This window comes from Actinoplanes sp. NPDC048796, assembly GCF_040650035.1.
Classification (GTDB): Bacteria; Actinomycetota; Actinomycetes; order Mycobacteriales; family Micromonosporaceae; genus Actinoplanes.
Genome location: NZ_JBEZGO010000006.1, coordinates 184,825 through 197,051, shown reverse-complemented (window position 1 = coordinate 197,051; position 12,227 = coordinate 184,825). Strand labels below are relative to the sequence as shown.

General features: G+C 69.7%; 13 protein-coding genes. 8 read left to right on the top strand and 5 right to left on the bottom strand.

The annotated features are described in order from the left end of the window. Window positions 1-4: 4 nt before the first annotated feature. On the bottom strand, window positions 5-364 hold the full coding sequence (locus AB0C26_RS25360) for an STAS domain-containing protein (protein ID WP_360252206.1): 360 nt from the start codon (window positions 362-364) through the stop codon (window positions 5-7). A gap of 330 nt (window positions 365-694) precedes the next feature. Here AB0C26_RS25360 and AB0C26_RS25355 point away from each other — a divergent pair, with 330 nt between their 5' ends. From AB0C26_RS25355 to AB0C26_RS25340, 4 genes are all read left to right on the top strand, one after another. Then, window positions 695-1,114 carry a hypothetical protein gene (locus AB0C26_RS25355; RefSeq protein WP_360252203.1) on the top strand — a complete coding sequence of 140 codons (420 nt, stop codon included), beginning with the start codon at window positions 695-697 and terminating at the stop codon, window positions 1,112-1,114. A gap of 200 nt (window positions 1,115-1,314) precedes the next feature. Next, a complete protein-coding gene (locus AB0C26_RS25350; protein WP_360252200.1) occupies window positions 1,315-2,742 on the top strand; it encodes a serine/threonine-protein kinase in 1,428 nt (475 codons plus the stop codon). A 36-nt stretch (window positions 2,743-2,778) separates the two neighbouring features. Beyond that, a complete protein-coding gene (locus AB0C26_RS25345; protein ID WP_360252197.1) occupies window positions 2,779-3,633 on the top strand; it encodes a MerR family transcriptional regulator in 855 nt (284 codons plus the stop codon). Between the two features lie 36 nt (window positions 3,634-3,669). Beyond that, on the top strand, window positions 3,670-3,981 hold the full coding sequence (locus AB0C26_RS25340) for a hypothetical protein (RefSeq protein ID WP_360252194.1): 312 nt from the start codon (window positions 3,670-3,672) through the stop codon (window positions 3,979-3,981). Here the strand turns inward: AB0C26_RS25340 and AB0C26_RS25335 are convergent. Beyond that, complete coding sequence (locus AB0C26_RS25335; protein ID WP_360252191.1) at window positions 3,978-5,747, bottom strand: 5'-nucleotidase C-terminal domain-containing protein; 1,770 nt, start codon at window positions 5,745-5,747, stop codon at window positions 3,978-3,980. The genes AB0C26_RS25340 and AB0C26_RS25335 overlap by 4 nt on opposite strands. Before the next feature lie 124 nt (window positions 5,748-5,871). Between AB0C26_RS25335 and AB0C26_RS25330 the strand changes: the two genes are divergently transcribed. Then, entirely contained in the window at window positions 5,872-6,645 is a 774-nt protein-coding gene (locus AB0C26_RS25330; RefSeq protein ID WP_360252188.1) for a hypothetical protein, read from the top strand. Here the strand turns inward: AB0C26_RS25330 and AB0C26_RS25325 are convergent. Together AB0C26_RS25325 and argS are read right to left on the bottom strand one after the other, a co-directional pair. After that, a complete protein-coding gene (locus tag AB0C26_RS25325) occupies window positions 6,642-7,799 on the bottom strand; it encodes a hypothetical protein (protein ID WP_360252185.1) in 1,158 nt (385 codons plus the stop codon). The two genes, AB0C26_RS25330 and AB0C26_RS25325, sit on opposite strands and share 4 nt — an antisense overlap. A gap of 232 nt (window positions 7,800-8,031) precedes the next feature. After that, entirely contained in the window at window positions 8,032-9,645 is a 1,614-nt protein-coding gene (gene argS / locus AB0C26_RS25320; protein ID WP_360252182.1) for an arginine--tRNA ligase, read from the bottom strand. Window positions 9,646-9,836: 191 nt separating this feature from the next. Between argS and AB0C26_RS25315 the strand changes: the two genes are divergently transcribed. The 3 genes from AB0C26_RS25315 to AB0C26_RS25305 all read left to right on the top strand — a co-directional run bounded on the left by AB0C26_RS25315 (window position 9,837) and on the right by AB0C26_RS25305 (window position 11,427). Continuing rightward, window positions 9,837-10,208: a DAK2 domain-containing protein gene (locus AB0C26_RS25315; RefSeq protein WP_360252179.1), complete on the top strand. Its 372-nt coding sequence runs from the start codon at window positions 9,837-9,839 to the stop codon at window positions 10,206-10,208. A 214-nt stretch (window positions 10,209-10,422) separates the two neighbouring features. Further along, on the top strand, window positions 10,423-10,875 hold the full coding sequence (locus AB0C26_RS25310) for a protein phosphatase (RefSeq protein ID WP_360252176.1): 453 nt from the start codon (window positions 10,423-10,425) through the stop codon (window positions 10,873-10,875). A gap of 60 nt (window positions 10,876-10,935) precedes the next feature. After that, window positions 10,936-11,427, top strand: coding sequence for an SRPBCC family protein (locus tag AB0C26_RS25305; RefSeq protein ID WP_360252173.1), 492 nt, complete (start codon window positions 10,936-10,938; stop codon window positions 11,425-11,427). Here the strand turns inward: AB0C26_RS25305 and AB0C26_RS25300 are convergent. Next, window positions 11,416-12,222, bottom strand: coding sequence for a class I SAM-dependent methyltransferase (locus AB0C26_RS25300; RefSeq protein WP_360252170.1), 807 nt, complete (start codon window positions 12,220-12,222; stop codon window positions 11,416-11,418). The genes AB0C26_RS25305 and AB0C26_RS25300 overlap by 12 nt on opposite strands. Window positions 12,223-12,227 lie beyond the last annotated feature (5 nt).

Here is a 12,227-nt window from a genome sequence, read left to right as displayed (position 1 = left end):
CGCCTCAGCTGCTGGCGGTGGCCGGCTGCGCGGTGCTCTCGGCGTACGGCTCCGGGTTGCCGAACAGGCCCAGAAGGCCGGTCACCCAGAGCTGACGGTGAGCGAAACGACTGGGGCGCGTGACCACGAGCTTGACGTCACTCACGGCGGCGAGCTGGAAGGCGGCCACGAGGGCGCTGATGCCCACGGAGTCGATGAAGGTGACGTTCTGAAGGTTGAGCTCGATGCGGCCGGGCGGCCCGGCGGCGAGCTGCTCGCCAACGGCCTCGCGGATCTCGTACGCGTTTTCGACGTCGATCTCGCCGCTGGGCGAGACCTCCACCACATCGCCGGCAAGCGTCGACGTCATTATCGACAGCGTCACGCCAATTCCCTCCACCCGCCCGGAATCTCCAGGCGTCGTTCCTCCAATGCACAGACCACCGCACGGCGTGTCGACGCCGTCGCCGCCCGCGCTCGGGGATGACGCCGCTCCTGGCCGAGCGAGCACCGCCACCCTCGAAAGGTTCGGTGAGACTGACCGAAAGGTTAGGCCCCAAACCTGTCAGACACCTGAGTGCCTCGTGTGAACCGGGTCAAGACTACCGGGGCGTGGCAAGTCGTTTCCAAAACGTGATGGCGTCCACACGGGACACGTTTCACCAATGGCGCACATGGGCAGGGTTAACGATGTAGCCGGAACGCAGGAGGAGACATGTTCACCAGCAAGAGCAAGGCCGAGCGTACGGCCGCCCAGGCCTGGGACTACCTGTCGTCCGCCATGGCCGCCGCCGGCGACAGCGCCAAGGAGACCGCGGACCTGGCGGGCAAGGCGAGCCGCAAGGCCCGTAAGGCCAGCCGCAAGGCGAGCAAGCAGAGCTACAAGCTCGCCGGCAAGGCCGGCGACAAGGCCGATGTGGCCTGGACCAGGGCCAACGCCGCTTACGCGGCGCTCGCCGGGCGCCGTCCGGGACGGCCGTGGGGCCTGATCGTGGGCGTGGGCCTGCTCGGCGCCGCGATCGGCTGGGCCGCGGCGAGCTCGGCCCGGGCCGCGCTGGAGCGCCAGGCCGAGAACGAGGAGCTTGAGCTGGCCGAGACGGCGGTCGTGGTCACTCCCACGTACGACACGAAGTAATCCCTTGATCCCTGGTCGCCGGACGGAGCCCTTTGCCGCCCGGCGACCAGGCGTGTCCGCCCGACCCGTAAAATACGGACAAATCGGTCAGGACCCTCTGGCCCCACGCGGATCGGCCGGGCTCGCTAAAGTTGAGCGCTGCTCGGCTCTCACGTTTCTCACCGCTGTGGCTCCGCCACCTGATTAGATAAGGTCCCTTGGTGCTCACTGCGGGACACCTCCTGGGCAACCGATACCGGTTGGACGAGCGCATCGCCACGGGCGGCATGGGTGACGTCTGGCGCGGCACCGACGTCGTGCTGGGCCGCACCATCGCTGTCAAGGTGCTGCGCTCCGCGATGCTGTCCGACCCCGAGTTCGCTGCCCGGTTCTACGGCGAGGCCCGGATGATGGCGGCCTTCCGCCACCCCGGCGTCGTGGAGGTCTACGACTACGCCGGCGCCGACGAGGACGGCGGTGAGGACTCGGTCGCCTACCTGGTCATGGCGTACGTGGAGGGCGAACCGCTCTCGACCCGGGTCAAGCAGGGCCCGATGCCGGTGACCGAGGTCATGTCGATTGTGGCCCAGGCGGCCGAGGCGCTGCACGCGGCCCACCTCAACGGCACGGTGCACCGCGACGTCAAGCCGGGCAACCTGATCGTCAAGCCGAACGGCACGGTCGTGCTGGTCGACTTCGGCGTCGCCCGGTCGAACGCCGTGACGAGCGTCACGGCCGTGAACGCGATCGTCGGCACCGCGCTCTACATGGCGCCCGAACAGGTCGCCAAGGGCAACGTCTCCCCCGCCACCGACATCTACGCGCTCGGCGCGGTCGCCTACCACTGCATCTCGGGCCACCCGCCGTTCGACGGTGACAACGCCCTCCAGGTGGCGCTGCGCCACCTCGAGGACGAGCCCGAGCCGCTGCCGGCCGACGTGCCGGACGATGTCGTCCACCTGATCTCCCGGGCGATGGCCAAGCAGCCGGCCGACCGGTTCGAGACGGCCGCCGAGTTCGCCGAGGCGGCGTTCGCGGCCGCCGGCCCACTCGACTGGAAACGGCTCACCGGCACGATGAAGGTCGCCCCGCTGAGCCCGGCCGCGCCCACCCGGGCCGTCCCGCTCCCGCGCGACCTGCCGCCCACGCCCATGCCCGCGGCCGCCACCACCGCGGCCCGGCGCCCGCCCCGCAGCCAGACCGCGCTGCTGGTCGCCGTGGTCGCGCTCCTGGTCCTGGCGGGCGGCCTCGGCCTCGCCATCGCGCTCAGCGGCGGCGGCAACGACGACGCCAAGAAGAACGACAACGGGACCAACAACGCGCCGGCCCCGGTCACCTCCCTCGAGCCGACCGCCGAGCCGACGGAGACGACGCCCAGCGCCGAGCAGACGTCCCGGCAGACCAACCGCGGCGGCAGCGGCCAATCGCGCTCGGCCAGCCCGACCCCGTCCCAGGCCGAGACGTCGACGGCGCCGACCACCAAGCCGACCACGACGCCGCCGACCACGCGGCCCACCACCACGCCGCCGGCCACGACGCCGGCGACCACCCCGCCGACGACGCCGGCCACCACCCCGCCGACGACGCCGGTGACCACCCCGCCGACCGAGCAGGACCCCGGCGGGACCGGCGCCGGCACCAACCCTTGACCCTCACACGGTGTCAGGCCTCAGGCTGAGCCGACCATGTTCAGTATCGGAGAGTTCGCCGCCCTGGGCCGGGTGTCGGTGCGCATGCTGCGCCACTACGACGCCATCGGCCTGCTCCGTCCCGCCCACGTCGACCCGCACAGCGGCTACCGCTTCTACACCGCGGCCCAGCTGCGCCTGCTCAACCGGGTGACCGCCCTGAAAGACCTGGGCTTCAGCCTGCAGGAAGTGCAGACGCTGATCGACGAGAAGGTGGACACGGCCGAGCTGCGCGGCATGCTGCGCCTGCGCCGGGCCGAACTGGCCACGCGCATGCGGCAGGACACCGCCCGCCTGGCCCAGGTCGACGCGCGCCTCCGCATGATCGAGAGCGAGGGACACATGGACACCGGAGACGTCGTCCTCAAGACGATCCCGGCGATGCGGGTGGCGCAGCTGTCCGCCACGGCCGAGGGCTACGACCACCCGACGTCGATCACCGAAAATCTCAGTCCGCTCTACCCACGCCTCATGGAGCTGATGGAAAGGCACGGCGTGGCCATGACGGGCGCGCCGCTCGCCTGGTACGAACCGGCGCCCACCGAGCCCGGCGAGGAGACCATCCGGGTGCACGCGGCCTTCCCGATCGGCGCGGCCGAGGTGGGGCCGGAGGCGGGCTTCGACGTGGTGACGCTGCCACCGATCGAACGGGCGGCGACGGCGCTGCACCACGGCCCGATGTCCGAGGCGTTCCGGACCGGGCAGAAGATCGCCAACTGGATCGACGACAACGGCCACCGCACGATCGAGCCCGGCTTCGCCCGGGAGGTGTACCTCGACTGCCCGCCGGGCGAGTTCGACAAGTGGGTGACCGAGATGCAGGTTCCCGTGAGAATTGCTCCCGAAAACTAACCTCAAGAAGCGAAGGTCGCCGCCGATGGGTCGCGCATGACCTACCCGACGGCACCGCCCTGGGCCCTTCCGCCGTCCCGCCCGGAGCCGGCCCACAGTGAGCCCTGGGCCCCTCCGGGCCGGCTGCTCGTCGCGTACCCGGAGGAAATGGACCCGACCGCCCGGCCCGCACCGCCCTCCTGGCTGCCGGTGATCTTCTGGACCCTGGTCGGCGTCCTGCCCGGGATGGTCTCGGCGGCGCGCCGGGCCCGGGAGGCCCGGCGCGGGCGCAACGAGGGCTACCCCTACTGGATCGTGTTCGGCGCGACCGTCCTGACGACGGCCGCGCTGACCGTCGCGCTCCTTTAGAAAACGGGGACGCCCTCGCGCACCAGCTGCCAGTTCTTGACGAAGAAGTCGGCCGGGTCGATCGAGCCCTTGGCCTGCGCCCAGTCGATCAGCAACTGGCGGATCTCCTGCTGCGCGTTGTAGACCTGCGTCTTCACGATGCCGGGGAAGTTGCCGCCGCCCGAACGCCGGTAGTTGTTCACCGCCACCACGAAACGCGCGGCCGGGTCGACGTCGGCCCCGGCGATCTGGAGCCGGGTGATCCGCGAGCCCACCGGCTTGCTGATGTCGATGTCGTAGTCGACGCCGGAGAACACGTCGTAGTTGTAGTCCGGGATCGACGGGTCACTGATCGCGGCCGGGTCGACCGGCGCGCCCGGGGCCAGCGTGACGAAGAACTTCGCCGAATACTCCAGGTACGCCTTCACCTCGGCGCCGGTCAGCACGACGGCCTCGAGCGTGTTGTCGTAGATGTAGAGCCCGGCGACGTCCTTGATCTTGACCTCGCCCTTCGGGAACACCGCGGTGCGGCTGAACGGCGCGGCGATCGACAACACCGGCAGGCTCGCGTACTCGGTGCCGGCCAGGGCGGCGGTCACCGTGTCGGTCTGCACCTTGTTGATGTAGTCGAGGATCGGGGTGTCCTGGTAGCGCGACGTCGCCGCCGAAAGCTCCTCGGTCGAGGTGGCCACGACCTGGTTGACGTACGCCACGGTCTTGGCGTGTTGTGCCTTGACCGCGGCCAGAACCCGGGGGTCGGCCTCGACCGTGTTGGTGTTCAGCGTGGCCGCCGCCTTGGTCGTGATCCGCCAGCGGCCCTTCTCGCGCACCAGGTCGAAGTCCATCTTCGTGAGGCGCTGACCCCACTTCGACGGCTCCGACATGAGCACCTGCTGCCCGGTCCTCGTGTTGGTCACGAAGCGTTGCGCGATCTCCTGATGCGCGTGTCCGAACAGGATGGCGTCGATGCCGGGCACGTTCTGCGCGATCAGCGCGGCCGGGTTCTCGTTCGGCAGCTCCGGCCCGTAGCTCGACAGGCCGCTGTCGCCGCCGTGCGCCGAGATCAGCACGATGTCGGCGCCGCGGGCCCGCATGACCGGCACCCACTTGGCGGCGGTGCCGACCATGTCGAGGAAGTTCAGCTTGCCCTCGACGTTGCCCTTGTCCCAGATGGCCACGCCCGGGTTGGTCAGCCCGAGGATGCCCACCCGCAGGGTCGGCGCGTGCCGGCCCAGAGAGACCTTCTTGATGATGTACGGCGTGAAAGCCGGCCGTCCGGTCCTGGCGCTGACCGCGTTGGCGGCCAAGGCCGGGAACCCGAGCTGGCGGATCCACAGGTTCAGCAGCGGAAGACCGTAGTTGAACTCGTGGTTGCCGAGCGTGATGGCGTCATAGTGGAGCACGTTCATGGCCCGGGCCATCGGGTGCTTCTCACCGGTAGTGGTGATCGGCTCCTGCTTGGCGTAGTACGTGGCCAGCGGCGTGCCCTGAATGGTGTCGCCGGCGTCGAGGACGAGGGTGGCGCCCTTGGCCTCCTTGCGCAGCTTGTTCACCAGGGCGGCGAGCTTGGCGACACCGACGTCGTTGTGCGCGCTGTCGTCGTACTCGGCGTCCTTGTAGTAGTCCCAGTTGTAGACGTTGCCGTGAGTGTCCGACGTGCCCAGCACGGTGAGGTGGTACGTCTCGGGACCGTTCTTGGGATGCGCCTGCGCCGCGTCGGACACAACAAGCGGTGCCGCCACCGTCGCCGCCGAGGCAGCCAGCACGGTACGCCGTGAGATGGTCATGTCGGGCCTTTCGATGCTCGGACCTTACAGACGCACACTAATCGATCGTTAACCACAGGCATCGCTTCACGTGGATCGGCCCACCGGCGCCTCTCTGCTTGTCACACGTGATTCCATATAGAAGGTGACCAACGGAAGAATCGGCGGCCTGCTCGGCGTGGCGGGCATCTGGGCGGGTCTCGTGCTCGCGCTCGTCGGGCCCGGCAGCTTTTCGACAGCGGGCCGGGCAGTGCTCGACCACGCCGGTTATGCCGTACTCGGTTGCGCGGCCGTCGTTCTGCTCTACAACCTGGCCCCCAAAGGCACTCTGACCGGGCCATTGCTGCTCGGGGCAGTCGGGGTTGTCCTGATCGCGCTGACCGGCGATTGGCGGATCTCCCAGGACGGATGGTCTGTGGCCGGATTGGCGATCGCGCTCGCGGCCACCTCGGTAGTGCTGCGACGGCCGGCAGGGTCTGGTCCACCGGCGCCCACTCGCCGCACCTCGGGCCTGCTACTCAATCGTCACCTCATCTACGACCTCGATGCTGAGGCACCGGAGCGGTTGGATGTCACGGCTCTCCTCTGCCGAGTGGTGATCGACCTGCGTTCGGCCGGCACGCCACGGACCGGGCCGCTCGAGGTGGTTGTCAGCTCGGCCGCCGGTCACGTCGATCTGGCATTCCCGAGCCATTGGCCAGTGGTGGCCGGCCGCACCGCGGCCAGCCGGAAGATTCGACTCGATGGCTTCTTGGACACCGCCGAGGACTTCGACGACCCGCGCAGCCATGAGCAGGCTCAGCGCTTGAGCGAGATCGAGGCGGAATGGCAAGCGCGGGCGCGAACCGCGGATCGGGGCATCGCCGTGGTGGTACACGTGGCGGGTATCGGTGGATCGGTGCGCGTGCGAGACCGTTAGCGCGCGGTGCCCGGTCCCTCACTCGGTGCCGGGTGAGCGTACTTCCACGGACGCTGCCGTATCGCAGGCTCGCCTTCGAGAACGCTCGTGAGCGCCGCGTTCTCGGCAAGCTCCTCCCTCGCATCCCGCGGAAGCCGCCGATGCATGGCGGAGAGCATGTCGAAACGATGAAGGTCGAAGGCCGCCGCCAGAACGACGCCATGACGTTGTGCGGCGATCCGGGCGCCCCGGTAGCTGACACCAGCCACCAGCAGCAAGGCGACGGGAACAGCACTCCAGGCGTCGAAGCGGATCAGGAACGGTGACGAGAGCGCGGCCAGTGCGCCGATGACGATCGCCAGGGTGGCACTCGCGTCGAGCACGTTCAGCTGGGTCTCGTTCTCCTGGGCCAGGCGTGGAGAGAGGTACGGGTACAAGCGCGGAAAGGTGTGCACAGTACTGAGCCCGTAACGTTCGCCTGCTCCGGTCTCGGCACGCCGCAGAACGTTGCCGAGCAGGGTCGGCATCACGTCCTCGGCCTGGTCCGGGTATTGCTGCGAGATCACCTCCATCGCGGCCTCCTGCCGGCGTCGGTGTCTGACACGTGCTCGCTGCTGCGCGGCTACGACGTCGAAGCGCGGGAGTCTCGGCTCCTCCTCGGGGATGGCCTGCAGCCGGACGAGGTTGAGCCCTCGGCGGCGCTGGTGTCGCTCGACAGCGAACTCATGAGCGATCCGCAGGATCGAACGATCCCGCCAGTACCCCTCAAGCCATTGGACCGCCGAGATCTGGAACGGCCGCAGGACGACAGTGACGAACAGGACCGACGACGCGAAGATCACCAGGGCGGTGACGGGCGACTCGCGAACAGTAGCCACAACCGACTCGACGCCGGGGCGCACCCCGCGAATCGGGCTGCTCCACGGGTAGATCCGCGATGAGAGAATCGCGAAAGCACCGGCGACCAGGACGGTGCTCGGCAGGACGTTCACCAGGTAGGCGCCTGGGCCGAGACCGTTGATGCTCTCTTTGCCGAGCCCGAAGTCGTTCAACGCGGCTTCCAGATGACAGGGACCGTCATGCCCAACCCGTGTTCGCGGCATCGCGGTGCGCGGCTCAGCGATCCCCTCGGGCGTTCGACCGGCCTGCTGCGACAGTACGGGAAGTGCGGACAAGCCAGATACTGCTTCTGACGTGGCTTGGTCGCCCGCCCCCGGGTGAAGCCGTGATCCGGCCAGCAGACACCGACAACCGCCGCGAGGACCACTACTACAGCGGCCGCACGGCGGTGACGCTCGGTACAGCTGTATGCCACGTACCCCCCTGTGCCGGCCGCCGTCAGTATCGATCGCGCTCGCGAGGATTCATAGACCGATGACGTTATTCGACACAACTGTCCGGGCCAGATCACATGACGTCCGGCACCTCGATGCCCAGGAGATCCAGTCCCAGGGTCAAGGTCTGGCCGGTCCGGTCGGAGAGGGTCAGGCGGCTTGCGCGTACGGCGGCTTCGGACTTCAGGATGGGGCACTTCTCGTAGAAGGTGGTGAAGGCTACGGCCAGGTCGTGCAGGTAGGCGGCCAGCCGGTGCGGTTCCCGTTTCCGGGCCGCGGCGGTGACGGCCGGCTCGAAGGCGAGCAGGGTCAGGGCCAGCCGCCGCTCGGCCGGGTCGGTGAGCCGGACGGGGCCGGGGGCGGTGGTGGCCTTGGCCAGAAGCGACCGGATCCGGGTGACGGCGTACTGCAGGTAGGGGCCGGTGTTGCCGGTGGCGGCCAGCATGCGGTCCCAGTCGAAGACGTAGTCGCTGCGCCGGTCGCCGGCCAGGTCGGCGTATTTGACGGCGCCGACGCCGATGGCGGGGCTGGTGGCGCGGGTGGCCGCCTCGTCGAGCAGGTCGCTCAGTTTGATCGTGTCGCCGGAGCGGGTCTTGAGCATCCGGCCGTCGGGGCCGAGGATCGAGCCGAAGTCGATGTGTTCGGTCTCGGTGCCGGTCAGCCAGCCGGCCGCCCGCGCGACCGCGAAGACCATCCGGAAATGCTGCTTTTGCGGGGTGCCCACGACGTACAGCAATCGGGTCGCCTTGAGCTCTTGCGCCCGGAACCGGAGCGCGGCGAGATCGGTGGCCGCGTAGCCGAACCCGCCGTCGCTCTTGCGCACGATCAGCGGAAGTGGCTCGCCATCGCGTCCGGTCTCGCCGGGCGGGAAGGCACAGAGGGCGCCCTCGCTCTCGACCAGCAGGCCCTTGGCGGTGAGCTCGTCCACGACGTCGGCGAGCATCGGCTGGTAGAAGCTCTCCCCGACGAAATCCCCCGGCGCCAGCCCGATGCCGAGCCGGCCGTAGGAGTCCATGAAGGACGTCGTCGACTGCGCGACGAGACGCTGCCAGAGAGCCCGGGAGGTGGGGTCGCCGCTCTGCAGGGCGACGACCCGCAGCCGGGCCCGGGTCCGGAAGCCGTCGTCGCCGTCGAACCGGACCCGCGCCCGCCGGTAGAACTCGGTGAGGTCGCCCAGCGACGCCTGCCCATGATCGTTTCCCGCCAGGTATTCGATCAGCATGCCGAACTGGGTGCCCCAGTCGCCGAGATGGTTGACCCGGACGACGTCGTGGCCGGTCGCCTCGAGCATCCGGGCCAGCGCGTCCCCGATGATCGTCGACCGCAGGTGCCCGACGTGCAGTTCCTTGGCCACGTTGGGCCCGGAGTAGTCGATCACGATCCGCTCGGGGTTCGGATCCCGCGGAATGTGCGGCGGCTCGCCCGTCAGCACCTCGTCGTCGACCGTGAGGTTGAGGAAGCCCGGCCCCGACAGCTCCGCCTTCGCCAAACCGGACAGGTCAACTTCGTTCAGTACGGCAGTGGCGATGTCCCGTGGCGGTTTCCCGAGGTCCTTGGCCAGACCCAGGGCGGCGCCGGACTGGAAGTCGGCATGCTGCGACGCCCGCACCACCGGATCGACCGGCCGCCCGGCCACGGCTTCGAAGGCCGCGGCGAGCCGCCCGGCCAGGAGAGATTCCAGATTCATGATCAGACCCATCGACGTACGGCGATGACGGGTCGACCGGCCCCAGTAAGGCGCTCCGGCGGGCTCGACCCGCCGGGAGAAATGCAGAGATCAGCGGCGGTCGTCGGAACGCCGGCGTCGCTCACTGAAGGTCTGCATGGCCGCCACCTTAGCCGACGGCCACCGGAGACACGACTGGATACCCTGTCCCGATGTCGCTGCGATCAGCTGTCCTTCGTCCGGGCGACCTGGTGCAGCTCGTCGCGCCCTCCGGATGGATCCGGCCGGAACAGGCCCGGCGGGTGATGGAGACCCTCGCCACCGCCAGCCGGCCAACACCTGGTCGACGCCCTCCAGCCCGCCGCCGACGCCTTCGCCGAAAGGCTCGAGGCCGGCTACGACTGGCCGGCCGCCCTGGAGTCCGCGGTCGAGGCGGCCAAGGTCGGCGCCGCCGCCACCCCGAGGTCCGCGCCCGGCTCGGCCGCTCCAGCTACCTCGGCGACCGCGTCCTCGGCCACCCCGACCCGGGCGCGGTGGCGGTGTGGCACTGGCTCACCGCCGTCGCCGCGACCCTGCGCCAGTAAACCGCGGCCCCGCGCACATACACCGGGGTCGCCCCCACCACGACCGACCTGCTCGACCTCGGCTCGCCCAGTGCCCGCAACGCAGCCCACGCCCGTAACGCGGCCCTGCATCCGCAAAACGCGGCGCCGCGCTCGTAACCGCGGCCCCGCGACCGTCAACCGCGGTACCGCGGCGTGCGCTCGTGAGGCTGTGTGGCCCGTCTACGCTTCGGGCGTGACTCAGCGACTGTGGCGGCCGGATGAGGCCGGTGTGTTGCGGCTGCCCAGTGGGCGGCTTGTGCGGGGGCGTGGGCTTCGGGACGCCATGCCGTCGGGGCATCCGCCGACGTTCGGGGTCTACCTGCTCGGGGACGAGCCGCCCGAATTCGGGTGGGAGAGCCGGTGGATTCGGTGGCCGGATTTTCGGTTGCCGGCTGACCGGGCGTACGCGGAAACGGTCTTGACCGAAGCTCTTGACCGCAGCGACCGCGACCGGGTGGAGATCGCCTGCCGTGGTGGGCGCGGGCGCACCGGAACCGCTCTGGCCTGGATGGCCGTGCTCGACGGGGTACCCGCGGCCGACGCTGTCGCCTATGTGCGGCAGGGCTATCACCCGCGGGCGGTCGAGACGCCGTGGCAGAAGAGGTTCGTCGCGCAACTGAGGCGCGGGGCAAACCCAGGGCGATGATCAGAAGCGGCCATTACGCTGAAGGCCGCACGCCGACGCCCTGGGGGTTCGATGATCGTCGTGGAGCGCACCTTGGCCGTGACCGCCGCCGCCGGTCCGGTGCTCGGATATCTGACCGACTTCGGCCACACCGCTGCCTGGGATCCGGCCGTGCAGCGCACCACCCGGCAGGACGCCGGCCCGATCCGGCCGGGGGCGACCTGGCTTCAGGTCTGCCGGATCCTCGGGCTCACCACCGAGATGGTCTACACACTGGTCGCGGCCGAGCCCGGCCACCTGCTCTTCCACGGGCGCAACGAGGGCGCCACCTGCACCGATTCGGTCACTGTACGGCCGTTGGCGGCCGGCGCCGAGGTGACCTACCGGGTGGAGCTGGAGATGCACGGCCTGGCCAAGCTGGCCACGCCGCTGATGCGGGTCGAGTTCGAGAAGTTCGGGACGGCCAGCGCCGTGGCGCTGACCGGTGCCCTGAACGCGCTGGCCGGCATGCGGACGGCCGAGGTGCAGTTTCCCCCGGCGCCGTCCACAGTGCTCGGCGAACTACCGACGTAGAGCCACGACCTGCAGGTACGTCGACGGGATCTTGCAGGTGCCGTCGGTGGCGGTGTTCGAGCGGCCGACCAGGGCGACCAGATCGTCGTACAGCGGCTTGCCGCCGTCCGGGCCGAGCGCCTCGAACGCCTTCAGCGTGGGTCCGTAGACCTGCCGGAAGTAGTCGGTGAAAGCCTCCGGCGAGGCGAACCGGAACACGAACGTCTCCACGGTGGCGGTCACCTCGGCCCGGTCGCCGAACAGTTCGCGCACCCGAGCCTCGCTGCCCCACTCGACCGGCCCGCGGATGCCGGGTGGCGGCGGAACCCGCCGGCCGACGGTGCGGAACATCTCGCCGATGAAGCCGTCCGGCGTCCAGTTCGCCATCGCGATCGTCCCGCCCGGCCGGCACACCCGGGTCAGTTCGGCCGCCACTTTCTCCTGGTCGGGGGCGAACATGGCGCCGACCACGGAGAACACGGCGTCGAAACGCCCGTCCGGGTACGGCAGGTTCTCCGCGTCCGCCACCTCGGTGGTGATCGGCAGATGCTCGGCCGCGGCCCGTTCCCGGGCCCGGTCGAGCAGGGCGCCGACATAGTCGGTGGCCAGCACGTCGGCCCCGCACCGCGCGGCGGCGATCGACGCGTTCCCGGTTCCGGCGGCCACGTCGAGCACGCGCGCCCCGGCCGACAGGTCGGCCGCCTGCACGAGCTGTTCCGCCATGGGATGGATGAGGGCCGCCACGGCACCGTAGTCGCCGCTGGCCCAGGTCTTCTGCTGCTTGGCTTTGAGGCCTTCGAGTACGAGTTCTGTCATGCCTT

What these genes read in the sequence shown, in the direction of transcription:
- AB0C26_RS25355 (WP_360252203.1), top strand. Translation starts at nt 695, where the DNA reads ATGTTCACCAGCAAGAGCAAGGCCGAGCGTACGGCCGCCCAGGCCTGG.
- AB0C26_RS25345 (WP_360252197.1), top strand. Translation starts at nt 2,779, where the DNA reads ATGTTCAGTATCGGAGAGTTCGCCGCCCTGGGCCGGGTGTCGGTGCGC.
- AB0C26_RS25340 (WP_360252194.1), top strand. Translation starts at nt 3,670, where the DNA reads ATGACCTACCCGACGGCACCGCCCTGGGCCCTTCCGCCGTCCCGCCCG.
- AB0C26_RS25335 (WP_360252191.1), bottom strand. Translation starts at nt 5,747, where the DNA reads ATGACCATCTCACGGCGTACCGTGCTGGCTGCCTCGGCGGCGACGGTG.
- argS (WP_360252182.1), bottom strand. Translation starts at nt 9,645, where the DNA reads ATGAATCTGGAATCTCTCCTGGCCGGGCGGCTCGCCGCGGCCTTCGAA.
- AB0C26_RS25315 (WP_360252179.1), top strand. Translation starts at nt 9,837, where the DNA reads ATGTCGCTGCGATCAGCTGTCCTTCGTCCGGGCGACCTGGTGCAGCTC.
- AB0C26_RS25300 (WP_360252170.1), bottom strand. Translation starts at nt 12,222, where the DNA reads ATGACAGAACTCGTACTCGAAGGCCTCAAAGCCAAGCAGCAGAAGACC.